Annotated in this window: 22 protein-coding genes and 1 pseudogene; 8 read left to right on the top strand and 15 right to left on the bottom strand. The window is 71.5% G+C overall.

Going from position 1 to position 23,825, the window contains the following annotated elements; all coding sequences use genetic code 11:
• Positions 1–6 precede the first annotated feature (6 nt).
• Positions 7–1,413: an NAD(P)-binding domain-containing protein gene (locus ACQY0Z_RS30805; RefSeq protein ID WP_439813167.1), complete on the bottom strand. Its 1,407-nt coding sequence runs from the start codon at positions 1,411–1,413 to the stop codon at positions 7–9.
• Positions 1,414–1,565: 152 nt separating this feature from the next.
• Between ACQY0Z_RS30805 and ACQY0Z_RS30800 the strand changes: the two genes are divergently transcribed.
• The gene (locus tag ACQY0Z_RS30800) at positions 1,566–1,943 is read left to right on the top strand and encodes an ArsR/SmtB family transcription factor (protein WP_439813166.1); all 378 of its coding nucleotides are present in this window, start codon (positions 1,566–1,568) and stop codon (positions 1,941–1,943) included.
• A gap of 89 nt (positions 1,944–2,032) precedes the next feature.
• A complete protein-coding gene (locus ACQY0Z_RS30795) occupies positions 2,033–2,455 on the top strand; it encodes an arsenate reductase ArsC (RefSeq protein ID WP_028960437.1) in 423 nt (140 codons plus the stop codon).
• A gap of 164 nt (positions 2,456–2,619) precedes the next feature.
• On the opposite strand, the gene ACQY0Z_RS30790 is transcribed toward ACQY0Z_RS30795, so the two are convergent.
• A complete protein-coding gene (locus ACQY0Z_RS30790; protein WP_019523813.1) occupies positions 2,620–3,315 on the bottom strand; it encodes a type 1 glutamine amidotransferase domain-containing protein in 696 nt (231 codons plus the stop codon).
• A gap of 162 nt (positions 3,316–3,477) precedes the next feature.
• On the opposite strand from ACQY0Z_RS30790, the gene ACQY0Z_RS30785 reads away from it, so the two are divergent.
• The gene (locus ACQY0Z_RS30785; RefSeq protein ID WP_439813165.1) at positions 3,478–4,452 is read left to right on the top strand and encodes a LysR family transcriptional regulator; all 975 of its coding nucleotides are present in this window, start codon (positions 3,478–3,480) and stop codon (positions 4,450–4,452) included.
• A 19-nt stretch (positions 4,453–4,471) separates the two neighbouring features.
• Here the strand turns inward: ACQY0Z_RS30785 and ACQY0Z_RS30780 are convergent, their stop codons facing one another.
• Both ACQY0Z_RS30780 and ACQY0Z_RS30775 read right to left on the bottom strand, forming a co-directional pair.
• A complete protein-coding gene (locus tag ACQY0Z_RS30780; protein WP_439813164.1) occupies positions 4,472–5,191 on the bottom strand; it encodes a hypothetical protein in 720 nt (239 codons plus the stop codon).
• 37 nt (positions 5,192–5,228) lie between these two features.
• On the bottom strand, positions 5,229–5,531 hold the full coding sequence (locus ACQY0Z_RS30775) for a hypothetical protein (protein WP_037778429.1): 303 nt from the start codon (positions 5,529–5,531) through the stop codon (positions 5,229–5,231).
• A 215-nt stretch (positions 5,532–5,746) separates the two neighbouring features.
• Between ACQY0Z_RS30775 and ACQY0Z_RS30770 the strand changes: the two genes are divergently transcribed.
• Together ACQY0Z_RS30770 and ACQY0Z_RS30765 are read left to right on the top strand one after the other, a co-directional pair.
• A complete protein-coding gene (locus tag ACQY0Z_RS30770) occupies positions 5,747–6,049 on the top strand; it encodes a hypothetical protein (protein ID WP_439813163.1) in 303 nt (100 codons plus the stop codon).
• A 325-nt stretch (positions 6,050–6,374) separates the two neighbouring features.
• The gene (locus ACQY0Z_RS30765; protein WP_439813162.1) at positions 6,375–7,232 is read left to right on the top strand and encodes an SDR family NAD(P)-dependent oxidoreductase; all 858 of its coding nucleotides are present in this window, start codon (positions 6,375–6,377) and stop codon (positions 7,230–7,232) included.
• A 26-nt stretch (positions 7,233–7,258) separates the two neighbouring features.
• Here the strand turns inward: ACQY0Z_RS30765 and ACQY0Z_RS30760 are convergent, their stop codons facing one another.
• Entirely contained in the window at positions 7,259–7,963 is a 705-nt protein-coding gene (locus ACQY0Z_RS30760; protein ID WP_439813161.1) for an HD domain-containing protein, read from the bottom strand.
• A 52-nt stretch (positions 7,964–8,015) separates the two neighbouring features.
• Here ACQY0Z_RS30760 and ACQY0Z_RS30755 point away from each other — a divergent pair, with 52 nt between their 5' ends.
• A complete protein-coding gene (locus ACQY0Z_RS30755) occupies positions 8,016–8,579 on the top strand; it encodes a GNAT family N-acetyltransferase (RefSeq protein WP_439813160.1) in 564 nt (187 codons plus the stop codon).
• Between the two features lie 231 nt (positions 8,580–8,810).
• Here the strand turns inward: ACQY0Z_RS30755 and ACQY0Z_RS30750 are convergent, their stop codons facing one another.
• From ACQY0Z_RS30750 to ACQY0Z_RS30705, 10 genes and pseudogenes are all read right to left on the bottom strand, one after another.
• On the bottom strand, positions 8,811–10,247 hold the full coding sequence (locus tag ACQY0Z_RS30750; RefSeq protein WP_439813159.1) for an aldehyde dehydrogenase family protein: 1,437 nt from the start codon (positions 10,245–10,247) through the stop codon (positions 8,811–8,813).
• Positions 10,248–10,275: 28 nt separating this feature from the next.
• Positions 10,276–11,049, bottom strand: a complete 774-nt coding sequence (locus ACQY0Z_RS30745; RefSeq protein ID WP_439813158.1) for an SDR family oxidoreductase — start codon at positions 11,047–11,049, stop codon at positions 10,276–10,278.
• Positions 11,049–11,942, bottom strand: coding sequence for a dihydrodipicolinate synthase family protein (locus tag ACQY0Z_RS30740; protein WP_347224669.1), 894 nt, complete (start codon positions 11,940–11,942; stop codon positions 11,049–11,051). Before ACQY0Z_RS30740 ends, ACQY0Z_RS30745 begins: the two co-directional genes overlap by 1 nt.
• A gap of 14 nt (positions 11,943–11,956) precedes the next feature.
• Entirely contained in the window at positions 11,957–12,742 is a 786-nt protein-coding gene (locus tag ACQY0Z_RS30735) for an enoyl-CoA hydratase-related protein (protein ID WP_439813157.1), read from the bottom strand.
• Positions 12,739–13,929: a CaiB/BaiF CoA transferase family protein gene (locus ACQY0Z_RS30730; protein ID WP_028960426.1), complete on the bottom strand. Its 1,191-nt coding sequence runs from the start codon at positions 13,927–13,929 to the stop codon at positions 12,739–12,741. Before ACQY0Z_RS30730 ends, ACQY0Z_RS30735 begins: the two co-directional genes overlap by 4 nt.
• Positions 13,926–15,281 (bottom strand): FAD-dependent oxidoreductase, encoded by a 1,356-nt coding sequence (locus ACQY0Z_RS30725; RefSeq protein WP_254586256.1) that lies wholly within the window; start codon positions 15,279–15,281, stop codon positions 13,926–13,928. The genes ACQY0Z_RS30730 and ACQY0Z_RS30725 overlap by 4 nt, the downstream gene beginning before the upstream one ends.
• A gap of 12 nt (positions 15,282–15,293) precedes the next feature.
• Entirely contained in the window at positions 15,294–16,595 is a 1,302-nt protein-coding gene (locus ACQY0Z_RS30720; RefSeq protein WP_347224671.1) for an MFS transporter, read from the bottom strand.
• Positions 16,596–16,699: 104 nt separating this feature from the next.
• Complete coding sequence (locus tag ACQY0Z_RS30715) at positions 16,700–17,308, bottom strand: helix-turn-helix domain-containing protein (RefSeq protein ID WP_210635004.1); 609 nt, start codon at positions 17,306–17,308, stop codon at positions 16,700–16,702.
• A 273-nt stretch (positions 17,309–17,581) separates the two neighbouring features.
• Positions 17,582–18,263 (bottom strand): annotated as a pseudogene (locus ACQY0Z_RS30710) (IS5 family transposase); the annotation flags it as partial.
• A gap of 22 nt (positions 18,264–18,285) precedes the next feature.
• Positions 18,286–18,894, bottom strand: a complete 609-nt coding sequence (locus ACQY0Z_RS30705) for a TetR/AcrR family transcriptional regulator (RefSeq protein ID WP_189907148.1) — start codon at positions 18,892–18,894, stop codon at positions 18,286–18,288.
• Positions 18,895–19,036: 142 nt separating this feature from the next.
• Between ACQY0Z_RS30705 and ACQY0Z_RS30700 the strand changes: the two genes are divergently transcribed.
• On the top strand, positions 19,037–20,170 hold the full coding sequence (locus ACQY0Z_RS30700; RefSeq protein ID WP_189907146.1) for an FAD-dependent oxidoreductase: 1,134 nt from the start codon (positions 19,037–19,039) through the stop codon (positions 20,168–20,170).
• Positions 20,171–20,570: 400 nt separating this feature from the next.
• Entirely contained in the window at positions 20,571–23,798 is a 3,228-nt protein-coding gene (locus tag ACQY0Z_RS30695) for an alpha-L-rhamnosidase (protein ID WP_439813156.1), read from the top strand.
• The last annotated feature ends 27 nt before the right edge of the window (positions 23,799–23,825 follow it).

The following is a 23,825-nucleotide window of genomic DNA, read 5'->3' as shown; positions in this document are numbered from 1 at the left end:
GTTCGGTCAGGAGCCGCAGCAGCCGCCCGAGGATGTCTCGTCGGTACGCGACGCCTCGGAGGTTCCTGCGGAAGTGCCGAGCTGGATCAGCTGGGGTGCGGGGGCACAGCAACCGCCGTCGCCCTCGGCGGCGTCGGGTGCGTCGAACAGGCCTGCTCCGCCGCAGACTCCGGTCTCCGGGAGGGTGAGTTCTACGCGGTCGGCGGACTCGATGTCGCCGGCGATGGCGGCGGCGACGGAGCGGACCTGTTCGTAGCCGGTCATCGCCAGGAACGTGGGGGCGCGGCCGTAGGACTTCATGCCGACCAGGTAGACGCCTTGCTCGGGGTGGGAGAGCTCGCGGTGGCCGTGCGGGTAGACGGTGCCGCAGGAGTGCTGGTTGGGGTCGATCAGCGGGGCCAGGGCGACGGGGGCCTGGAGGCGCTCGTCCAGGTTCAGGCGCAGTTCGCCGAGGAAGGTCAGGTCGGGGCGGAAGCCGGTCAGGACGATGACCTCGTCCACCGGGTCCAGGCGACGGCCGTCCTCACCGACGAGGATCAGGCGGCCGTCGGTGTCGCGCTCGATCGCCTCCGTGCGGAAACCGGTGACCGCGTCCGCGTGGCCCTCGTCGACGGCGGCCTTCGCCGCCAGGCCGAGGGCTCCGCGCGCCGGGAGCTGGTCGGCCTCTCCCCCGCCGAAGGTGGAGCCGGAGATCCCCCGGCGCAGGATCCATACGGCCTTGGCGCCGGCGCCGTCGTCGGAGGTGGCCAGGTCGGCAAGGTAGGCGAGGGCGGTGAAGGCGGAGGCGCCGGAGCCGATGACCGCCGTGCGCCTGCCCGAGTACCGGGCGCGTACGGCGGGGTTTTTGAGGTCCGGGACGCGGTACGCGATGCGGTCCGCGGCCGCCTTCTCTCCGAGCGCCGGCAGACCGTCGGCGCCGGCCGGGGACGGCGTGGTCCAGGTGCCGGAGGCGTCGATGACGGCACGGGCGTACACACGCTCCTCGCGGCCGTCGGCGTGGGTGACGTGCACGGCGAACGGCCTGCTCTCGCGGTCGGCGTCGACGATGCGGTCCCGGCCGGCGCGGGAGACGCCGGTGATCCTGGCGTCGTAGCGGACGCGGTCGCCGAGGACGTCGGCGAGGGGCTGCAGGTAGCGGTCGGCCCAGTCACCGCCGGAGGGGTACGTCGCCGGGTCGGGCTTCGTCCAGCCGGTGGAGGCGAGGAGCTTCTCGGCGACGGGGTCGACGACTTCGCTCCAGGTGGAGAACAGCCGTACGTGCGACCACTCGCGCACCGCGGCGCCGGCGGTGTGCCCTGCTTCGAGGACGAGCGGCTCGATGCCCCGGTCGAGCAGGTGCGCGGCGGCGGCCAGACCGATGGGGCCGGCTCCGATCACGACGACGGGGAGCTCGGTACTGGCGGGCGCGTTCACGGCGACTCCTTGCGTGTTTCGACATCCGTCGATGGCTTGTACGCCCCAGCATGACACTTGTATTGATGAGAGTCAACATAGACATTCATCGAAGTCGGGTCGGCGGCTGACGGGCCCTCCCAGCCTGGTTCGACGTGTGTCAACATAGACGTATGTCGAATGCCAAGGTGCTGCCGCTGGTCGACCCCGTCGACGGCCAGGTCGACGCGCCGTGCTGCCCGCCGGTCACCGAGCGCCCGATGACCGCCCTGGAGGCGGAGACGGCCGCGAGGATGTTCAAGGCGCTCGGCGACCCGGTCCGGCTGCGGCTGTTCTCCGCCGTGGCCTCGCACAAGGGCGGCGAGGCCTGCGTGTGCGACATCTCCGACGTCGGCGTGTCCCAGCCGACCGTCTCCCATCACCTGAAGAAGCTCAAGGAGGCCGGGCTGCTCACCTCTGAGCGGCGCGGGACCTGGGTCTACTACCGGGTGGAGCCGTCCGTACTGGCCGCCATGGGCCGGCTGCTGGTGGGGTCTTCGGCTGCGGCGTGACGTGGCATGGCCGCGGGGCGAGGCCTGTCGGCCGGTATGGCGTTGCCCGAAGTCGTCGGCGTCCGACTTACGAGAAAGAAACGTCCAGCATGGCTGACAAGCCGTCCGTCCTGTTCGTCTGCGTCCACAACGCAGGCCGCTCCCAGATGGCCGCCGCGTGGCTGACGCACCTGGCCGGCGACCGTGTGGAGGTCCGCTCCGCCGGTTCCGCCCCCGGCGACCGCGTCAATCCGGCCGCCGTCGCGGCGATGGCGGAGGTCGGCATCGACATGTCCGCTCAGACGCCGAAGCTCCTCACCGTCGACGCGGTCCGTGAGTCGGACGTGTGCATCACCATGGGCTGTGGGGACGCCTGCCCCGTGTTCCCGGGCAAGCGGTACCTCGACTGGAAGCTCGACGATCCGGCCGGACAGGGTGTGGAGGCCGTCCGGCCGATTCGGGACGAGATCAGGGTCCTCGTGGAAGGGCTGATCGCTGAAATCGCCCCGCTAGGGCCGGAGGGTTCGGTTTGAGGCGTATTGGCTGACGGCCCGGGCTGCGCCTGGGGTGGGGTCGGCGCGTCGGTGGTGGGTTGCGCAGCTGTACGCCGTGCGGGCGAGGCCCGAGGCCCTCGGTGGCGATGGAGAGGTGGGGGCGGGCCTCGCAGCACGGCGTCCCCATGAGCTGGGGCAGAAGGTCAGCCGATGGTCTTGAGCAGGGCCTCGGCCAGCGGTGCGGAGGACGCCGGATTCTGGCCGGTGTAGAGGTTACGGTCGACGACCACGTGCGGCGTCCAGGGCTCCGCCGCGGAGTAGTCGGCTCCCGCCTCCTCGAGCCGCTCCTGGAGCAGCCAGGGGAGCCGGTCGGCGAGACCGGTCTGCTTCTCCTCGACCGTGCTGAAAGCGGTGAGCCGGTAGCCGGTGAACAGCCAGCCGCCGTCCTGGGTCCGGGCCGGGAGCAGGGCCGCGACACCGTGGCAGACCACGCCCAGGGGAGTGCCCGCGTCCATCACCCCGCGTAGCAGCCGCGCCGAGTCGGCGTCCTGCGCCAGGTCCTGCATGGGGCCGTGTCCGCCGGCGTAGAAGACGGCGGCGTACCGGGAGGGGTCCACGTCGGCGAGGGCGAGGGGGCGCCGGAGCTCGGGGGCGGCGTCCAGTACGCCCTTCACGGCGGCGGCGCCCTCGGCACCGCCGTTCATGTCGGGCCGCAGGCTGGCCTGGTCAGGGGTGGGGACGACACCGCCGGGGGTGGCGACGGTGACCCGGTGACCCGCGTCGGCGAAGGCGCGGTAGGGCGCCGTGAACTCCTCGGCCCAGTAGCCGGTGGGGTGGACGGTGCCGTCGGTCGTCGTCAGACGGTCGGTGCCGGTCAGCACCATGAGGATGTCTGCCATGTCGCACGTGCTCCTTCGAGGTCCCGGGGCGCCCGGGAAGGGTGTGGCCGGCTGGTGGACCGGCGGTGGAACGTCCACGAGACTAGGTCGCGCATCTATCGGAAAACCAATAGGAAAATCGATATGAGCTCTCGGAAATCCGATGAGTCGGAAACGGCTCCGGTGCGCGGTGAGTCGGAGCCCGGCGGGCTGTCGTCCGACGGGTCGTCGTCGCCCGGCGGGTCGTCGTCGCCCGGCGGGGGGCCGCTGGACCTCGGTCTGCTGCGGACCTTCCTGGCTGTCCACCGAGCCCGTTCCCTCACCGGTGCCGCCCGCGATCTGGGCATCTCCCAACCCACCGTGAGCGCTCAGGTCCAGGCGCTGGAAACGCGGATGGGGCGCCGGCTCTTCGAACGGCTGCCGAGGGGGGTCGCGCCCACGTCGGTCGCGGACTCCCTGGCCGGGGAGATCGCGGCGCCCCTCGACGCGCTGGCCGCGGTCGCGGAGCGCGGTCGGCCGGGAGCCGAGGTGGCTCCCGAACCCGTTCACCTGGCGGGTCCCGCCGAGCTGCTCTCCGTCCTGGCGCTGCCCGCCCTCGCTCCGCTGACGGCCGACGGCGTGCTGCTACGCGTTACTACTGGACTGGCCGACGACCTTCTCGAAGGGCTGCAAGCCGGCCGGTTCGATGTCGTACTGTCCGCGGTGCGTCCGCGGGGTCGGGCTCTGAGCGCTGTGCCTCTCACGGACGAGGAGTTCGTCCTCGTCGCGGCCCCGGAGTGGGCCCGCCGGATCGGGCCCCTCACCATCCGTGACCCCGGTCCGCTGCGGGACGTGCCGCTCGTCGCGTACGCGGAGGACCTGCCGATCCTGCGACGGTACTGGCGGCACGTCTTCCGCACGCGGCTCACGGCACGGCCCGCTGTCGTCGTCCCGGATCTGCGGGGCGTCCGGTCGTCGGTCGTGGCGGGGTCCGGTGTGACGGTGCTGCCTCGGTACCTCTGTGAACGTGAGCTGGAGGAGGGGGCGTTGGTCGCGCTGTTCTCGCCGGAGGACCCGCCCATCAACACCAGCTTTCTGGTGCAGCGGGCGGGAGGTGTGCCGCGGGCGCACGTGACGGCGGTGCGGGAGTGCCTGTTGGGGGCGGCTCGGGGGTGGTGAGGATGACGGGTGGTGAGGGTCAGGCCGATGCGTGCGTCTGCTCCGCCTCGCGTGCTTCGCTCAGGGCACGCTGCCTGATGTCGCCGAACAACTCGATCCTGGTGGCGTCCAGAACGTCGTTCCCGCCGATGGTCCGCCTGTCGCCCTCACGGGGAGGGGCGCTTTGGAGTGGATTCTCCTGGGAGGGGGGCGGGAGCGGTTCTCCCGGCATGGTCAGGATGACCGTTCCGTAGCGTCGGGTCCCGCCCTCGCGCACGACCATGGCCGCGGACCGGACGAGGCGCATCATGAACACGCTTGCGACGCCGTCGAGTTCGCGGACCATCGACGGTACGGCCCGGACCCCCTGACTCCGCAGCAGCCTCTTCACCCCCGGCTCGAATCTGTGCGCGTTGGTCACCGCGCTCGGCTTGCCTCTGTGTGCCCTGCCGCTCATACCTGGCTGCGCGGCGGGGCTCGCGACGTCACCGGTCAGGGCTCGGAACGTCGGGCTGTGGTCGTACCACTCGTTGGCCACATCCACTTCGACGTTCCGGTCGATCACCGTGACGAGGTGCCTGGGCTGGAGAACCGTGAGGCCCTCGTCGGCCGCCGCTGCCCTGGCGCCCTCGATGATCTCCGCCAGCAGTGTCCGCGTGACCGACGTCGCGACTCGAACAGCGGACTGGGAGACGTGCATCCACGTCACGTCTCCGAACACGGCTTTGACGACGGCGGGGTTGAACAGCGGGGCATCCATGGCCGAGACGATCTCACAGCCGTGGTGAGCATCTGGATCAGGCAGCGGCGTGGCCGCCTGCGTTCGACACGGCGGGCGGTGTGGTGTGGCGCTGCACCCGGCCGGTGGTCGCCGAGGCACCGAGGCGGCGGAGGGCGATGCTCGCCATGACGAACAGCGCGGCGAAGACGGCCAGGAGCGTGACGCAGACCGTCAGTTGTCGGCTCCCGGCAGCCTGCCAGCTGGTCAACGCGGCCGAGCCCGCCCACAGCACCGTCGCCGCGGCGTAGAAGGAGCGGATGCGGCGGAGCTGGCGCACAGCCCGCTTCAGCTGAGTACGTTCACTCTTCTTCGGTGCCATGCGCCCCCGTGTACCCCCGAATCGCGTTGTGCAGCACGGGAGAAACGAGGTTTCGGACGACGGCCCGAGCGACCCAGTCGTCCAGCTCCCTCGACCCGGTCTCTCCGGAGGATCGACTGCGGGGGCGCCACAGCCAGTGGTGATCACGTCTGGGCCGGTGGCTGGTGACGCCATGCGCCGCGCCCTCTTGACCGGACAGCGACGATGATGGGCTCATGAGACCTGAAGCGCGCGCCTTCGTCGTCGACGGACCGCTTCCCGACCGGGAGGCGAGTGGGGAAGAGATCGATCGGCGTGAGCGCCGACTGACCGCGCTCCCCCGGCCTGTCACCTCCGAGGAAGCCGCTGCCCTGGCCACCTGCTTCGGGCCCGACGACTGCTACGGCCTCGCCTGGACGCTTGTGCACCTGATCGAGACAGCACCCGGACCAGTACCACGGCTGAACGAACCCGGGCCTGACGACGGCGACTGGGCCGAGGTTCTGCGGGCACGCTGGGGCGGCGCTGGAACGCTGTAGGTGATCGGAAGGAGCGCGGCACCGCAGGTCAGGCCCCGCCGCGGTGAACACCGACAGGCCCCCACTGCCGGGCGGGGACGCCGTGATGCGAGCCCCGTGAAGGTGTGGTGGGCTGGGTTTTAGTGGCCCGTGAGGGGCGGGTGTGACGTGTCATCCGGAGGTCCTGGGCGCGGTGCAGTGCGGTCGCGGTCAGGTGCCCTACGTCGCTGATGCCGTCCACTTCGGGCCGGAGGCTCGGCCCCTTTCCACAGGCGGCCCCATCCGTACCTACCTGAGCGGCACCAGGCACCTGCCGACCGTCTCTCCCGACGGGAGGGAGTACATCGTGTCCCCCACGACGTGGTTCATCAGCGGCGCGTCCAGCGGTCTCGGTCACGCGCTTGCCCAGCATGTGCTGGAACAGGGCCACCGGGTCGTCGCGACGGCGCCGGTGGTCGCTCCGATGGCCGGCTTGACGGACGGCCACCCCGACGAGTGCCTCGTGCTTCAGCTCGACGTCACGGACGGTCACCGGTGCGCCGAGGCCGTGCGGGAGGCCGAGGAGTGGTCCGGCGGCATCGACGTCCTCGTCAACAACGCGGGTGTCGACATCATCGGCGCCATCGAGGAACAGCACGAGTCCGATTACCGCGCGGTCTTCGAGGTCAACTTCTTCGGCGCCGTGGCACTCACCCGGGCCGTGCTGCCCGCGATGCGCGGTCGTCGCCGCGGGACGATCGTCAACATCTCCTCCATGGACGGGCCGGCGAGTGTGCCCGGGAACGGCTTCTATGCCGCGAGCAAGTCCGCCCTGGACGGCTTCACCGAGGCCCTGTGGCAGGAGATCGAGCCCTTGGGCCTGCGGGCGCTCCTCGTGCTGCCTGGCTCCTTCCGTACCGGGATCGAGCACCGCACGCGTGCCTCCGGAACTCCGATCAGTGAATACGCGGTCACCGCCGGCGCCTTCCGGGCCATCATGAACAGGGCGACTCCCGACATGTTCCCCGGTGACCCGGCGAGGGCTGCGGAAGTGATCTTCAAGGAAGCCCTCTCCCCCACACCGCGGCACTGGCTGGTCCTGGGCAGTGACGCCCAGCGCAGGATCGGCGTCAAGCTGGACCAGTTGCGTGCCGACTACGAGGCCGGGAAAGACGTCGCCCTCAGCACCGACTACCCCGGGAGCGGCGAGTACGCGGTGCTGTGAGCGGCGGGCCGCGAGCCGGCCGCTCCTCAGAACGCGGGGTTGCCGCCTCCGCTCCTGTCCGAATCCGCCAAGTGGGCCGCGAGCAGCCCGCCCGGCCAGCTGGAGGGCGGCGCCTTCTGCGGGTTGCGCAGAGCCTGCGCCACGACCGCGTCAGCGAGTGCGGCTTCGATGTCCAGGCGCGGGAAGCGCTCCAGCGCCTCGGTCAGTTCGGTGCGGCCCTCGGTTCCGAGGAGGTCCGTCCTGCCGAAGTCCGCCAGCACCGCCAGCCTGACGAGCCTCGGCAGGGTGCCCATACGTTCCGCGATGCCCGGGGAGGTGTGCAGGGCCACGGCCTCCCAGACCTGTTGCCCGAGGTCCTCGGGCCAGCCGTGCTCCGACAGGAAGGCGCGCGCCGCGTCCGCGCCCTCCACCTCGAAACGCTGAGCTCCGTCGTGAGGCGCGGCTGTTCCCGAGTCGTGGAAGAGGCAGGCCACGGCCAGGGCTTCCCGTTCCGCCCCCTTCAGGTCCTGCTGCCGGCCGAGATGATCCGCGAGTAGCCAGACACGCACGCTGTGGTGGAGGATCGCCGGATGCAGGATCTCGCGCACGTAGGCGTGGGCGAGATCGCCTGTCGCTCCTCCGAAGGTGACGTCCATGGCGTGCCCCTCCCGTCGCGTGCCGTCGCCCTCGTCCTCATCCTCGCGCACCTCGTCGGCGTACGCCTGCTCGAGGCGCTCGGTGGGCTCGCCCACGCCCGCGTAAACCGCTCGTCGGCATCGTGCGGCACGCGGCAGGATGATCCACATGGTCACCTTGCCCACTCCCGAACTCCACACCGACCGCCTGAGACTTCGGCCGTTCACCGACGCCGACGCGGCACCCCTCTACTCCTTGCACAGCGACCCTCATGTGCTGCGCTACTGGGACTCCCCTCCGTGGACCGACCCCGCCCGCGCGCAGCGCTTCCTCGCGACGTGCCGCAGGATCGAGGAGGAGGGCACGGGTGCGCGGCTCGCCGTCGAGCGGGGCTCCGACGGCGCCTTCATCGGCTGGTGCGGCCTCGTCGACTGGAACCCGGACTTCCGTAGCGCGGTGGTGTGTTACGTCTTCGGCCGCGAGGCCTGGGGCCACGGGTACGCCACGGAGACCGTGCACGGCCTTCTGCGGTGGGGGTTCAACACCCTTGACCTCAACCGGGTCCGGGCCGACGTCGACACACGGAACGGGGCGTCCGCGCGGGTGCTGGAGAAGCTCGGCTTCGTTCGCGAAGGCACCCTGAGGGAGGACTGTGTCGTCGACGGCGACGTGTCCGACTCCTGGGTCTACGGTCTTCTTCGGCGTGAGTGGCGTCCGGTGGAGGGGAGTTAGGTGTGCTGTCCCGGGACGTTGGTGACACGCGTGCTGGGTGACACGGAACACTGCGGCACCAGGGCCTCCTGATGTTGCTCGGGATGAGACACCAACGAGCTGTTCAGGAGGCCCTGCCCGTATACGCCGAGCACCCCGAGATCACCCGATCGGGATCACCGTCGGACGAACCTCCCCGTGCGAGCTGTGCGGGACGTGCCGCGCGGAGGAGTCGTCCGCAGGCGGGTTCGGCTAGCCCTCCCAGCCGAGGTAGACCGACTTGGACCAGGTGTAGAAGTCCACCGCGACCGCACCTTGCTCGCGGAAAGTGTTGCTGGAGGAGTCGCCGACGCCGCCGAACGGGACGTTGAGATCCAGGCCGGTGGTCGGGCGGTTGACCTTGACCACGCCCACGCGGGCGGCCGCGGCGAAGCGCTGGGCGGCGGCCAGGCTGCGGGTGCAGATGCCTGCGGCCAGGCCGTAGCGGGAGTCGTTGACCAGGTTGATCGCGTCGTCCAGGTCCGCCGCGGACAGTACCGCGACCACCGGGCCGAAGATCTCCTCGCGGGCCGCCGTGTTCTCCTGGCTCAGGCCGGAGAGCACGGTCGGGGCGAGCATCAGCCCCTTGGGAGCCTCGCCGCCCGCGGCGACGGTCGCGCCCTCGGCCGTGGCCCGCTCGACGGCGGCGGTGATCGTGCCGAGTTGCTGCTCACTCACCACCGGGCCCATCAGGGTGCCGTCGGCCAGGCCGTTGCCGGGGTGGTAGCGGGCCGCCTCCTTGGCGAGCGCGGCGACGAAGTCGTCGTGCACACCGGGGGTGCAGATCACCCGGGAAGAGGCGGTGCAGGCCTGGCCGGTGAGACCGAAGCCGCCCGCCGCGGCGATCCGCGCGGCCTGTTCGACGTCGGCGTCGTCCAGTACCACCAGTGCGTTCTTGCCGCCCATCTCCACCTGCACCCGGCCGCGGCGCTCCTGCACCGCGCGCTCGATGCGCATGCCGACCTGGGTGGAGCCGGTGAAGGAGACCGCCGCCACCCGGGGGTCGCGAACCAGGGCCTCGCCGACCACCGCGCCGGAGCCGTGCACCACGTTGAGCACCCCGGCGGGCAGCCCGGCCCGGACCAGGGCCTCGGTGAGGTGGCGGGCGGAGACCGGGGTGAGCTCTGCGGGCTTGAGCACCACCGCGTTGCCGCCGATCAGCGCGGGCGCCAGTTTCCAGGCGGGGATGGCGATCGGGAAGTTCCACGGTGTGATCAGCCCCACGACCCCGACCGGCTCCCGGCGGGTGTGGACCATGGTGTCCGGCAACGAGCTGGGCAGCACCTGCCCGCCGAGCCGCCAGCCCTCGGAGCCGAAGAAGCGCAGTACGTCGATGGCCCGCCGGACCTCGCCGCGGGCCTCGGTCAGCGTCTTGCCCTCCTCCCGGACCAGGTCGCGGGCGGCATCCTCGTGGCGGCCGCGCAGGACCTCGGCAGCGTCCAGCAGGATCGCGCCGCGCGCCGGGGCGGGCAGCGCCGCCCATCCCGGCTGGGCCTCGGCTGCGGCCGTCACGGCCGCGTCGACGGCCTCGGCGCCGGAGGCCGGGGCCACGGCGACCAGTTCGGCCGGGTCCGCCGGGTTGTACCGCTCGAAGCCGTCGCCGGCGGCCTCCTCGCCGGCGATAAGGTTGGGGATCCGCACAGTGCTCATGGCTTTGGTTCCTTGGGAAGTCGGGAGTTCACAGGCCGCGGACCAGGCCGCCGTCGCAGCGCAGCGCGGCCCCGGTGATGTATGAGGCGGGGGCGCCGCAGAGGAAGGCGGCTGCCGCACCGAACTCGGCGGGTGTGCCGTACCGTCCGGCGGGGATCGCAGCCTGGGAGGCGGCCTCGACCTCGGCGACGGGGCGCTGTTCACGTTCGGCCCGCGCGGCGTCCAGCGCCGCCACCCGATCGGTGGCGATCCGGCCGGGCAGCAGCAGGTTGACGGTGACTCCGTCGGTCGCCACCTCCGCAGCCAGGGTCTTCAGGTACGCGGCGAGGGCGGCCCGTCCGGCGTTGGACAGGGCCAGCCCGGGCAGCGGTTCGGCGATCCCGCTGGAGCCGACGGCCAGGATGCGGCCCCAGCCGCGCCGGCGCATGGACGGCAGGGTCAGCGCCACCAGCCGTTGCTGGGCCAGCAGCAGCGAGTCCACGGCCCCGGCGAGGTCGCCGGTGTCCAGGCCGGCGGCGGTGCCGGGGCGAGGGCCGGGTCCGTTGAGGACCAGGATGTCCGGATCGCCGTAGGCCTCGCGGGCCGCCTCGACCAGCGCCCGCGGTCCATCCGGGACGGTGAGGTCGACCTGGACGCCGACCGCGTCCGGCAGTCCGGCGGCGATCTGTTCGGCGAGGTCGCCGCGCCGCCCGGCCACCACGACCAAGGCACCCTCGGCGGCCAGCGCTTCGGCCACCGCCCGGCCCAGGCCGCCGGTGGAGGCGGCGACCACGGCGACCCGGCCGCGGATACCGAGGTCCATCAGCGCACCTCCTCGGGCAGCGCGGCGAGATGCCGTTCCATCTGCGGGACCAGTGCCTCGGGCAGCTGCGCGGCTGGTGGGCGCACCCCCGACTCCATGATCAGGCCACGGCGTCGGATGGCCTCCTTGCGCAATGCCAGCCCGATCCCGGCCTGCGCCTCGAAGTTGACCAGCGGCAGATACGGCAGGTAGGCCTCCCGGGCCGCGTCGTGACCGCCGTTCCGCCAGGCCTGGACGCAGGCGATCAGGCCCTCGGGGCAGGAGAAGCCGGTCATCGCCCCGGCGGCGCCGGCTGCCAGCTCGTCGAGCAGGCCCAGGCCGCCCAGGCCGCCGAACACCGGGACGTCCAGTTCGGCGGTGAGCTGGGCGATGGCCGCCGGGGTCGGCGGCGCCTCGGCCTTCACCGCCACCGCCGAGGGGACCTGGCGGACGGCGCGGACCAGGTCGGCGGTACGGATGGTGACCCGGCTGGTCTCCGGGTAGTCCTGGACGACGATCCCGGCGCCGGTGGCCTCGTGGACCGCGTTGAGGTGGGTGGCGACCACCTGCGGATCGGGCGAGTTGACCTGCACCATCAATCCGGCGAGGCGGTCCCCGACCACCTCGCGGACGAGCCGGGCCTCCTCCAGCACCGGTGCGGTGGCGAGTGCGGTGACCCCGACGACCAGCGGCAGGTCGACGGTGTCGACCACCGTCTCCAGCACGGTGCGGCGTTCCTCGGCGGAGAGCCGGGCGGCCTCACCGAAGACGCCGAGCACGGTCAGACCGGTGGTGCCGATTCGCTCGTAGTGCTCCACCAGCCGGGCCAGGCTGGGCTCGTCCACCTCGAAGGCGGAGCCGAGGAAGGGCGTGGCAACCACACCCCACACTCCGGGGGCAAGATTTTCGGGCATCGGTGAGCTCCCCCTCATCGTCCGGGCCAGACCGGTTGCCGCTTCTGCTGGAAGGCGAGCACGCCCTCCTTGGCGTCCTCGCTGTCCAGCGCCGCCATCAGGGCCGGGGTGCGCAGCTTGTGGGCGTCCCGCGGTGACAGCCCGTCCCCGCGCTGGACCATCTGCTTGATGGCGCGCAGTGAAGTGGGGGCGCAGGCCAGGATGTCGGCGACCCAGCGGTCGACGGCCTCGTCCAACTGCTGTGCCGGGACCACCTCGTTGACCAGGCCCATGCGGTGCAGCTCGGCCGCGGAGGCGCGGCGGCCGGTGAGCAGCAGTCCCATGGCCTGGGTGTGCGGCAGCCGGCGGACCAGCTGGAAGACGCCGCCGTCCAGCGGGATCCGGCCGACCCGGGGCTCGGTGAGGCCGAATTGGGCGTGGTCGGCGGCGACGACGATGTCGCAGCCGAGGACCATCTCCATGCCGCCGCCCAGGGCGTAGCCGTTGACCCGGGCGATCACCGGGACGTCCAGGGTGGTGCGCAGGCTCAGCCCCCCGAAGCCGTTGGGGTCCAGGCCGGCCCAGTACTCCAGGCCGGTCTTGTCGACCGCGTCGGCGGACATGTCGGCGCCCACGCAGAACGACCGCTCACCGGCGCCGGTGACGACGACCGCCCGCACATCGGGGTCGGCCTCGATGTCGGCCCAGATCTCGTTGAGCCGGGCGTTGGTCTTGGCGTCCACCGCGTTCAGCACGGTGGGGCGGTCGATGGTGACCCGGGCGATGTGCCCGTCCCGTACGTAGCGGACCTCGTCGGTCACCGCAGCACCCCCTTCTCGCGGAGCAGGTCGATCTGCTCGGCGGTGTAACCGAGTTCACCGAGCACCTCCGCGCCGTGCTCACCGAGCCGCGGCGGGACCCGGCGGACCTCGGCGGGGGTGGCGGAGAGGTGGAGCGGCGCGTTGAGAGCGCGGATGCGGCCGGCGACCGGGTGGTCCATCTCCACGATCATGTTGTTGACGGCGGTCTGCTCGTCGTCGAGGGTCTGCTCCAGACTGCGCACCGGGGCGCAGAGGATGTCCTCGTCCTCGAGCCGCTTGACCCAGTGGTCGGTGGTGTTGCGGGCCACCGCCTCGGCGAAGATCCGCTGCAGCTCGGGCCGGTGCGCGAACTGCAGGTCCAAAGTGGCGAACTCGGGACGCTCGCTCAGGTCCTCGTCGAGTTCCAGGGCACGGCTGATGTGGTGCAGCGCGTTGCTCTTGAAGCCGCCGACCATGATCAGTGCGCCGTCGGTGGTGGGGAACACCCCGGTGAGCGGCATCGCGGCCCAGTTGATCTCGGAGCCGCGGTTGAGCTGCTGGCAGGCCTCCTGCATCTGCATGTGGAGCATCGAGTCGTACATCGACACCTCGACCTTCTGTCCCTCGCCGGTGCGGTCGCGGTGCAGCAGGGCCAGCAGGATGCCCTGGAGCAGGTGCATTCCGGTGGTGTAGTCGCAGAGCGTGGTCGGGTAGAGGGTGACGGGGTCGTCGTCGGACACCCGGCGCCACATCACTCCGCTGTACGCCTGGGCGATGGCGTCCTGCCCGCCCTTGTGGGCGTACGGACCCTCGGTGCCGAAGCCGGTACCGGAAGCCCAGATGATCCTGGGGTTGACGGCGCGCAGCGCCTCGTAGCCGAGGCCGAGCCGCTCCATCACGCCGGTACGGAAGTTGCTCACCACGACGTCGGCGGAGCGCACCAGTTCATGGATGACCTGCCGGCCCTCGTCGGTGCGGGTATCGATGGCGATGCTCCGCTTGTTGCGGTTGATGGACAGGAAGATGGGGTTGTCCAGGCCGGCCGGGTCCGGGATCGAGGTCCGGGAGATGTCGCCGGTGCCGGGCCGCTCCACCTTGATCACGTCGGCGCCGTAGTCGCCCAGCATCTGGGTGCAGGACGGGCCCATGAAGACCTGGGTGAAGTCGATGACGGTGAGACCGCTCAGGGGCTGTACTGCGGTGGTCATGCCACGACCTCCTCGGGCTGGTCGACGGTCGCGTTCTCCGAGGGGACGTCACCGGGGTCGGCGCCCTGCTCGCGCATCCGGTGCTGGACGACGGCCGGGTCGACGTCCCGGACCAGCACACCCTGCTCCACCGCGGTGGCGGCGGCGATGCCGGCCGCCTGGCCCATGGCCATGCAGGGCGGGATCTCGCGGGACATCCGCTGCGCCTCGGGGGTGGCCGAGTAGTGCCGGCCGGCGACCAGCAGCTGATCGACACCGCGCGGCAGCAGCGCACGGTACGGGGTGTAGTAGTCGCGGCCGCGGGCGACGCTGTCGGCGAAGTGGCGGCGGGAGGTGACGTCGTCCTTGGTGACCACGTACTCGCCCTGCAGCAGCCGGGTCTGCCGGACGCCCATCTGCTCGGCGACGTCGAGCAGGTGGGCGTTGCCGAAGCCGGGCAGCTCGGCCTTGATGTGGTCGAGGACGGCGCCGATCCGGGCCCGGGCCTCGAACTCGGCCTCGGTGAGCGAGACCGGGTCGGTGCCGTCGAAGCCGGTCATGTGCGGGCAGTTGCACCAAACCACGCCGGGAACGGGCGTCTTGAGCCACCACAACTCCCAGGCGCCGCCCAGCATCCGCTTGATCTTGCGGTTGATGGCCCGGGCCTCACGCGGGTTCTCCTGTTCGAAGCGCTCGGCGGCCGCGGTGTCCACCCCGCCGAGCCGGAAGACCAGGGTGACCAGGTAGCTGTCCTGGGCGTACGGGGCGCCGGCCCGGGAGGCCACGTCGATGTCGCCGGTGGTGTCGATCACCACGTCGCCCATCACCGCCTGCGGCCCGGACTTGGTCTCGCAGACCACGCCCTTCACCGCACCGTCCTGGACCACCGGTCGGGAGAACCAGCTGTGCAGCCGCAGATTGATCCCGCTCTCGCGGACCAGGTCGTTGGACACCCGCTTCCAGCCGTCGGGGTCGAAGGCGACGGCGTAGCAGATCGGCTTGGGGTTGGTGTGGGAGTGGAAGTCGAAGGCGCCCCAGCGGCCCCACTTGGCCCACATTTCGGGCGAGGAGTAACGGTCCTCTGCCGGCGGGTAGACGGCGAGGCCGAGCTTGGCCATCCGCTCGACGTACTCGTCGACGATTCCGGTGACGGTGATCTCGTTCCCGTTGATCATGTCGTCGAGCACCAGGACCATGCCGCCGGAAGCCAGGCCGCCAAGAGCCGCGTAGCGCTCCAGCAGGGTCACACTGGCGCCGGTGCGGGCGGCGGCCACGGCCGCGCTGACCCCGGCCGGCCCGCCGCCGACCACGATCACGTCGGACCGCTGGACCACGGGTGCCTCGACGGCGTCGAGAGAGACGGTCTGTGACATCTGGCTTCCCTTTCAGCTCCCGACGCGGACGGCGCCGCGGCGGAAGACGAGCACGTAGAGCAGGACGCTGAGCAGACAGAGGACCGCGCCGTAGACGGGGAACGCCCAGCCGGCGCCGTGGTCCTGGAGCCACAGCAGGAGATAGGGGGCGGTGCCGCCGAAACCGGCCACGCCGATCGCATAGCCGAGGCCGACGCCGGTGACCCGGCAGCTGGTCGGCATCAGGGTGGCGGCGACGGTGTTGTAGAGGCCCATGGTGAAGGCGAGCACCGGGGCGCCGACCAGCATCACCACGGTGAACGTCGCCATGCCGGGCTGCTGGTAGGCGAGTACGACGAAGATCAGTGGCACCACGGCGAGCCGGGAGGCGATGAAGGTGCGGGAGATCCGCTTGCGATCGGCGAGCCGGCCGACGAGCGGGTAGAGCGCGGCGACGCAGATCCCGGAGAGCGTGGAGACCAGGAAGACGGTGTCCGGGTTCTCGTCGTAGGCGGAGCGGGCCAGGTTGGGCAGTCCGGTGGTCCAGGTGTACTGGAGCGCCTGGGCGCCGGCCACGACGAAGACGATCGCCAGGAGCGCCAGCCGGTGCTGCCAGACCTCGGCCCAGACCTGGCCCACCCGGGCCGGCTCGGCCTGCTTCTCGCCCGTGGTGTGCAGGGTCTCCGGCAGGGCGCGGCGCAGCCAGAGGAAGACCAGGCCGCCGACGGCGCCGACCACGAACGGGATGCGCCAGCCCCAGGAGGCCATGGCGTCAGGGGCGACCACCGAGGTGGTCAGGAAGCAGACCAGCGAGGCGCTGACGATGCCGGCCTGCACGTAGGTGCTGAGGATGCCGCCGTACCGGGCGGTCCTGCCCTCGGGCGCCAGTTCCACGATGTACGCGGAGTTGAGCGGTGCCTCGATGCCTGTGGAGAGTCCCTGCAGGATGCGGCAGACCAGCAGGATGACGCCGGCCCAGACGCCGATGACCGCATGGCTGGGCAGCAGTGCTATGATCATGGTGCTCAGCACCATTGAGCCGATGGAGAAGAGCATGACGGCGCGTCGGCCTATGCGGTCGGCCAGGGTGCCGAAGATGATCGCGCCGAGCGGCCGGGCGGCGAAGCCGACCGCGAAGACGGCCAGCGCGGACATGGTTTCGGTGACGGAACTTCCCGACGGGAAGTAGAGCGGGCCGATGTAGGAGGCCAGTAGCCCGTAGACCATCCAGTCGTACCACTCGACGGCGTTGCCGCCGCCAAGGGCCAGCAGAGCGCGGCGGTGCGAGAGGGACTTCTTGGTGGTGGCTGGGCTTCTCTCGGTGAGTGATGCCATGTAGGGCACCTCGTCTTGGGGAGGCGCACGGAACAAGGCCGTGCGGAACCGGCGCCCGGGCCCGAGGCCGGGGCGTTGGGGACGGGGCGGTGCGAGGCCTGCGCCTACCAGCTGGGCGGAGTGACCACCCAGATCGAGGTGGCGGGCTCGTCACCGGGATTGACGTACCAGTGCGGAATGCTGGAGGAGTAGGTGATGGAGTCACCCGCTTCGAGCCGGTGACGGACGCCGTCGAGATAGACGTCCTTCACACCGGAGAGCACGATGCCGAACTCCTCGCCGTTGTGACAGAACGCGGTGGCGCTGGTGTCGTGGCCCGGCTGGGTGACCACCCAGAGGACCTCCAGAGCGCCGTTGAGAGAAGGAGTGAGCAGTTCGTAGCGGTCGCCGTTCACCGAGTCCGCACCGTGGAAGTCCAGGCTGCGGCGCTCGTGGGCACGGACCACCGGACTGACCTGCTCCGCAAGGTGCAGCAGCCGCCCGATCGGCACGTCCAGACCATGTGCGATCTGCACCAGGCTGGCGAAGGAAGGATTGCCCTTCCCCCGCTCGATCTGGCTGATCAGTCCAGTGCTGATGCCGGAGCGGCGGCTCAGCTCGTCCAAGGTCAGATTCGCCTGCTTGCGCAAGGCCTTGATCTGCAGGCCGACCGTGGCGACCATCACATCGAGGTCCGGCCGGTCGTCCGGCATCGGTGCGTCGGTGTCGTGCACGGTCTCCGCCTCTCCCTGAGCAGCGTTTGTCCTGCGGCATATTGAAGACCTTCACCATGATGAAAACAACCCCCTGCGGTTCATCTCTTTTAAGCCGGGCAGGCGCCCGGCGCGAAGAGCTGGTGCTGCAGGACCGTCAGACGCCACCTGCGGCGCCACTGCGGACGGCGGTCGCCTCGCACGCCATCGACACACCGGCTCCCGGGCACGGACCGACCGCTGCGGGCCCGTAAGCACCAGCCACACATCGGGTCCCGTTACGGGGACCGCCAGTGGGCGGCGACCGCCGGCGCGGCCTCGCCGCAGACGGTGGCCGACCCGGTCGGACGGCTCAGGAATGACAGAGCGGATCCTCCGACGAGGAAGATGGGCCCGGATGGCCCGGGACGAAAGGCGCGGTCGGGCAGAACGGAGTCCGGCCGGGTTCTCGGCCTTCCGGGTCCGCTTCGCGGACCCGGATACCGGCCATGACGGTCTCGATGGCCAGGGCATCGCCCGCCTGGCCTACGGTGACGCGGAGGCCAGGGGTCGTGCATGGCTCTCGCCGACGAGGTGGATCTTTGTGCTCAGGCCGCCGCGGGAGCGTCCAAGCGCCTGGCCGATGGGTCCGGCCGGACCTGGAGCCCCTTTTTCCTGGCTCCGGCGAAGTGTTGGTGAGCCCGGCAGACGGTGGACTCCACCGACACGGTCCAGCCGATGTCGTCAGCACCGTCGACCGCTGCCGGCACCGGAGTAAGGATGCGTTCCCAGGTGCCGTGTACGGCCCACCTGATCAGGCGTATGCGAGCGGTCCGGAACGGCGCGTCCCGCCAGGGTGAGCAGGTGTGCCACTTCCACACGGTGGCTTCCCGGGTTGGCGGTGATCGGCCCATCGCCGGCCGCGGACCGGATCGGCCGGCAGCAACGGCTCGATCCGGTCCCACATCGCGTCAGTGATCACCGATCGGACGGACACGTCCAATCAACCGACTGACCGATCAGAGAGCCTCCCAGCCCCGCTCCAGCAGGTCGAACGCGCTGATGACCGCCGCACGCGGGTCGGCGTGCCCGTATGCGGCGCGCGGGGCTTCGAGGGCGAAGTGGGCCAGGGCCAGGCAGGCGGGGTCGTCGGCGGGGCGGCCGGTTTCCTCGGCGATGACGCGGGCCAGGGCGGTGGTGTGGCGCAGCCACATGTTCTGGCCGTAGTCGCGCAGGGCGGGGGTGGTGGTCACCAGGGTGAGGAAGGCGGCGAGGCGGTCGTCGCCGTCCGGGGTGACCAGGCGGGAGTTCAGGGCGTGTTCGCACAGGGCGGCGGGGATGGAGGTGCCCGCGGGGCGTTCGCGGACGGCGGCGAGCAGGCGTTCCTCCTGGTCGTCGTCCTCGTCGAAGACGAGGGCTTCCTTGACCGGGAAGTGCTTGAACAGCGTGGTGGTGGACACGTCGGCGGCGTCGGCGATCTCGCGGATGCCGACGGCGTCGTAGCCGCGTTCCAGGAACAGGCTCAGGGCGGCGTCGGCGATGGCCCGGCGGGTGGCGGCCTTCTTGCGTTCGCGGCGGCCCAGGGGGGCGGGGGTGTCCGGCTGTGTGGGGGTGGTGGGTCGGGGCATGCCGACAGCTTACCCGTTCGGTTGACCGGGTTCAAAAGTTGAGTTGTTGCACTTATTTAGCTGTTGTGTTTTTCTGGGCGCGGCGGCCATGAGGCACTGCCCGGCCGCCGTCCCGTCACGAACCCACGAACGGAGTCCCGCCATGCCCACCACTCCCCCGCCCCGCATCGCCGTCGTCGGCGCCGGCCCCGGCGGCCTGGCCTGCGCCCGCATCCTGGCCCGGCACGGCATCGCCGCCACCGTCTACGACCGCGACGCCGGACCCGACGCCCGCGACCAGGGCGGCACCCTCGACCTGCACGCCGACAACGGCCAACTCGCCCTGCGCGAGGCCGGTCTGCTGGAGGAGTTCTTCCGGCTGTCCCGCCCTGAAGGGCAGGAGATGCGGCAGTTGGATCCGTCCGGCGCGGTGCTCTTCCACCATGTGCCCGAGCCGGACGAGCGGTTCAAGCCGGAGATCGACCGCCGTGTGCTGCGTGATCTGCTGCTCGGGTCGCTGCCGCCCGGCACCGTGCGCTGGGGGCACACCCTGCGCGCCGTCACCGGGCCCTCGGAGGGTCCGCGGCGGCTGCACTTCGCCGACGGCACCACCGTGGAGTGCGACCTCGTCATCGGCGCCGACGGCGCCTGGTCCGCCGTCCGGCGCGCAGTCTCCGACGCCACGCCCCGCTACACCGGCGTCAGCTTCCTGGAAGCGTGGTTCCACGACGTCACCGCACGTCATCCGGACATCGCCGAGCTCGTCGGGCAGGGCAGCGCCGCGGCCGCCGACGGCGAACGCGGCCTGTTCGCGCAAGCCAACGGCGGCGACCACATCCGCGTCTACGTCATCCAGCGCGCCCCCGCCGACTGGATCACCGACGCCGGCCTCGGCCCGCAGGACACCGACAAGCTCCGCGCCCTGCTGCTGGAACGCTTCCGCGACTGGTCACCCCGTATGCGCCGGCTGATCAGCGACAACGACGGCCCCTATGTCGACCGCCCCATCCACGCCCTGCCCGCCGGTCACATCTGGCAGCACAGCCCCTCGGTCACGCTCCTCGGCGACGCCGCCCACCTCATGCCGCCGCTCGGCGTGGGCGTCAACCTCGCCCTGCTCGACGCCTGCGAACTCGCCCTCGCGCTCGCCCGCCACGACACCGTGGGCGAGGCCGTCCGCGCCTACGAGGACACCATGCTTCCCCGCTCCACCGAGACCTCTCGCCTCCTCGACGGCGCCGTGCACGATCTGGTCTCCACGGAACTTCCCGACTTCGCGGCCGCCGACGCTCACTGATCGCCTGCGGGGGGCGTCTGCGGCGGGCGCCGTCGGACGCCGGCCGGATGTCGGGTCCGGCCCTGGCACACCCGGCCGGCGTCGCCTGCCGGTCACTCGGGCGGTGGCCCGAATCGACCCGGCGGGGCGGCCGCCGACGGCGATGCGGGGCGGTTGAAACCGTTCAATTCGGCCACCGGTGGCCGCCCCGGACCTCCGCCGGGTTCCCGGCCGCCCACGTCTGCCCCCTCCTGCACCCAGAAGTCAATCCCATCAACTCCCACCCCACCGCAAGCGCTTACCCACCCCTCCGTGCCCATTTCGTCGCGCCGCCCTCATTGACCCCACCTGCCCGCGCCTCTACGGTGGCCACGCTCACCGCATGTGAAACGATTCAATTCCTACCGTGCGAGGTGGCGTAGTGATCAGTCGCAGAAACGTCCTGGCGAGTACGGCGGCCGTGGTGGCCGCCTCGGCTGCCGGGGGCGGGCAGGCCCAGGCCCAGGTTCAGGCCGTGTCCGGGTCCCCCACCACCGCTCGAGCGGGAGGGCGGGCCGCTCCCATGGAGATCACCGCCGCCACCGTCGAGTACGCCCGGCGTCCGCTGGGCGTGGACGAGCCGCGTCCGCGGTTCAGCTGGCCCATGGCCGCCGGCGAGCCGGGGCTGCGGCAGAGCGCGTACCAGCTTCGGGTGGCCACCAGTGTCTCCGCGCTGGCGCGGCCCGACGTCTGGGACAGCGGGCGGGTGGCGTCCGAGGAGTCGGTCCTCGTGCCGTACGAGGGTCCCGGACTGCGGCCGCGGACACGGTACTTCTGGACCGTGCGGGTCTGGGACGCCGAGGGCCGGGTCTCGCGGTGGAGCGAGCCGGAATGGTGGGAGACCGGTCTGATGGACGCCGGGCAGTGGGCCGCGCGGTGGATATCCGCTCCCGCGGAACTGACCGACGCGCCGTCCTTCGAGGGCGGTCACTGGATCTGGTTCCCCGAGGGTGACCCGGCGAGCAGCGCCCCGGCCGAGACCCGTTGGTTCCGGCGTACCGCGGACCTGCCCGGGGACATCACCTCGGCCACCCTCGTCATCACCGCGGACAACGCCTGCTCCGTGTCCGTCAACGGCCGTGAGGTGGCCCGCACCGACCTGGCCACGGACAACGAGGACTGGAAGCGGCCCGCCGTCGTGGACGTCCTCGGTCAGGTGGCCTCGGGGAACAACGTACTCGCGGTCGAGGCGGTCAACGGCACCGTGGGCCCTGCGGGTCTGCTCGCCGTCCTCGTCGTGCGGACGGCCTCGGGCGAGCGGCGGATCGTGACGGACGCCGCCTGGAAGGTCACCGACCAGGAGCCGGGCGGGGATTGGCGTGGCGCCGGGTTCGACGACTCCGGGTGGGCGGCCGCGCGGGAGGCGGCGCAGTGGGGAGCAGGTCCCTGGGGGATGGTCACGCCCGTGACGCACGCGGTGACCCGGTTGCGCCGTGAATTCTCCCTGCGACGGGGGAAGGTGCGGCGGGCGCGGCTGTACGTGACGGCGCTCGGGCTGTACGAGGCGCACCTCAACGGCGTCCGCGTCGGCCGTGACCAGCTCGCGCCCGGGTGGACGGACTACCGCACGCGGGTGCAGTACCAGACGCACGACGTCACCGAGTTGGTGCGTTCCGGCGGCGGGAACGCTCTGGGGGTGTATCTCGCGCCGGGCTGGTACGCCGGGAACGTCGGCATGTTCGGACCGCACCAGTACGGCGAACATCCGGCGCTGCTGGCCCAGTTGGAGGTCGAGTACGCCGACGGGTCGTCGCAGCGCGTGGTGTCGGACACCGGCTGGTCCGCCTCGACGGGTCCGGTCGTCTCGGCCGACCTGCTGGACGGGGAGACGTACGACGCGCGTCAGGAGACGCCCGGCTGGACGTCGCCGGGGTTCGACGACGCCGGGTGGCTGGACGTCGGTGAGCCGGACGGGGTGGTGCCGGAACGGGTGGTGGCGCAGGTCGACGCGCCGGTGCGGGTCACCCAGGAGCTGACGCCGGTCGCCGTGAGCGAGCCGAGGCCCGGGGTGTTCGTGTTCGACCTGGGACGCAACATGGTGGGGTCCGTGCGGCTGCGGGTGAGGGGCCGGGCGGGCACGGTGGTGCGGCTGCGGCACGCGGAGGTCCTCAACCCGGACGGCACGGTCTACACGGCGAACCTGCGCTCCGCGAAGGCGACCGACACGTACGTCCTCAAGGGCGGCGGCCTGGAGACGTACGAGCCTCGTTTCACCTTCCACGGTTTCCGCTACGTCGAGGTCACCGGCTTCCCCGGCACGCCGACCGTGCGGGCGGTCACCGGGCGGGTGATGCACACCGACGCGCCGGCCACGCTCACCTTCGCCACCGACTCGCCGATGCTGAACCAGCTGCACAGCAACATCACCTGGGGGCAGCGCGGGAACTTCCTCTCCGTGCCGACCGACACCCCGGCCCGGGACGAACGGCTCGGCTGGACCGGCGACATCAACGTGTTCGCGCCGACCGCCGCGTACACGATGGAGTCGGCGCGTTTCCTGGCGAAGTGGCTGACGGACCTGCGGGACGCGCAGACGGCGGAGGGCTCCTTCACGCACGTGGCGCCCGACGTGGGGCGGCTCGGAGACGGGGCGGCGGGCTGGGGAGATGCGGGTGTGACCGTCCCCTGGGCGCTGTATCAGGCGTACGGGGATGTGCGGGTGCTTCAGGACGCGTGGCCGTCGGTGGTGGCGTGGCTGGGTTACCTGGAGCGGCACAGTGACGGGCTGCTGCGGCCGGCGGAGGGTTTCGGTGACTGGCTGAACGTCGACGACGAGACCCCGAAGGACGTCATCGCCACCGCCTACTTCGCGCACGTCGCGGACCTCGCCGCGCGGATGGCGCGCGAGCTGGGCCGGGACCCGGCACCCTACGAGGACCTGTTCGCCCGGGTGCGGGAGGCCTTCCGGCGGGCGTACGTCGACGCGGCGGGTCGGGTGAAGGGGGACACGCAGACCGCGTACGTCCTCGCCCTGTCCATGGGGCTCGTGCCCGACGAGCTCAAGGGTGCGGCGGCCGACCGGCTCGTGGCGCTCATCGAGGCGCGCGACTGGCATCTGTCGACCGGGTTCCTGGGCACGCCGAGGCTGCTGCCCGTGCTCACCGACACCGGGCACACCGACGTCGCCTACCGGCTGCTCACCCGGCGTACCTTCCCCAGCTGGGGCTACCAGATCGAGCGCGGTGCCACGACGATGTGGGAGCGGTGGGACTCGCTGCGGCCCGACGGCACCTTCCAGGACCCGGGGATGAACTCCTTCAACCACTATGCCTACGGCTCGGTGGGCGAGTGGATGTACGCGCACATCGCGGGGATCGCGCCGGGGCGGCCGGGCTATCGCGAGGTCGTCGTGCGGCCGCGTCCGGGCGGCGGCGTCGACGAGGCGCGGGCGACGCTCACCTCGGTGCGCGGGCCGATCTCCACCCGGTGGAAGCGGCGGGGCGGACGCTTCGAGCTGACGTGCTCGGTGCCGTCGAACACGAGTGCGCAGGTGTGGATTCCGGCGTCGGCGGAGGACCGGGTCGAGCACACGGGTGCGGCGCTGCTGCGGCACGAGGACGGGTGTCAGGTGTTCCGTGTGGAGTCGGGGACGCACCGGTTCACGGTGTGAACTTCCCTTGGCCGCGCAGGTGTGGGG

The sequence above is a fragment of the Streptomyces sp. P9-2 genome (assembly GCF_051903975.1).
GTDB classification, from domain to species: domain Bacteria; phylum Actinomycetota; class Actinomycetes; order Streptomycetales; family Streptomycetaceae; genus Streptomyces; species Streptomyces cellulosae.
Note: the sequence above shows the minus strand (reverse complement) of the source record. Positions and strands in the feature narration are given on the sequence as shown.

Coding starts and splice junctions, on each gene's coding strand:
- ACQY0Z_RS30800 (WP_439813166.1), top strand. CDS start 1,566: ATGTCGAATGCCAAGGTGCTGCCGCTGGTCGACCCCGTCGACGGCCAG.
- ACQY0Z_RS30795 (WP_028960437.1), top strand. CDS start 2,033: ATGGCTGACAAGCCGTCCGTCCTGTTCGTCTGCGTCCACAACGCAGGC.
- ACQY0Z_RS30790 (WP_019523813.1), bottom strand. CDS start 3,315: ATGGCAGACATCCTCATGGTGCTGACCGGCACCGACCGTCTGACGACG.
- ACQY0Z_RS30780 (WP_439813164.1), bottom strand. CDS start 5,191: ATGGATGCCCCGCTGTTCAACCCCGCCGTCGTCAAAGCCGTGTTCGGA.
- ACQY0Z_RS30775 (WP_037778429.1), bottom strand. CDS start 5,531: ATGGCACCGAAGAAGAGTGAACGTACTCAGCTGAAGCGGGCTGTGCGC.
- ACQY0Z_RS30770 (WP_439813163.1), top strand. CDS start 5,747: ATGAGACCTGAAGCGCGCGCCTTCGTCGTCGACGGACCGCTTCCCGAC.
- ACQY0Z_RS30755 (WP_439813160.1), top strand. CDS start 8,016: ATGGTCACCTTGCCCACTCCCGAACTCCACACCGACCGCCTGAGACTT.
- ACQY0Z_RS30750 (WP_439813159.1), bottom strand. CDS start 10,247: ATGAGCACTGTGCGGATCCCCAACCTTATCGCCGGCGAGGAGGCCGCC.
- ACQY0Z_RS30745 (WP_439813158.1), bottom strand. CDS start 11,049: ATGGACCTCGGTATCCGCGGCCGGGTCGCCGTGGTCGCCGCCTCCACC.
- ACQY0Z_RS30740 (WP_347224669.1), bottom strand. CDS start 11,942: ATGCCCGAAAATCTTGCCCCCGGAGTGTGGGGTGTGGTTGCCACGCCC.
- ACQY0Z_RS30730 (WP_028960426.1), bottom strand. CDS start 13,929: ATGACCACCGCAGTACAGCCCCTGAGCGGTCTCACCGTCATCGACTTC.
- ACQY0Z_RS30725 (WP_254586256.1), bottom strand. CDS start 15,281: ATGTCACAGACCGTCTCTCTCGACGCCGTCGAGGCACCCGTGGTCCAG.
- ACQY0Z_RS30720 (WP_347224671.1), bottom strand. CDS start 16,595: ATGGCATCACTCACCGAGAGAAGCCCAGCCACCACCAAGAAGTCCCTC.
- ACQY0Z_RS30705 (WP_189907148.1), bottom strand. CDS start 18,894: ATGCCCCGACCCACCACCCCCACACAGCCGGACACCCCCGCCCCCCTG.
- ACQY0Z_RS30700 (WP_189907146.1), top strand. CDS start 19,037: ATGCCCACCACTCCCCCGCCCCGCATCGCCGTCGTCGGCGCCGGCCCC.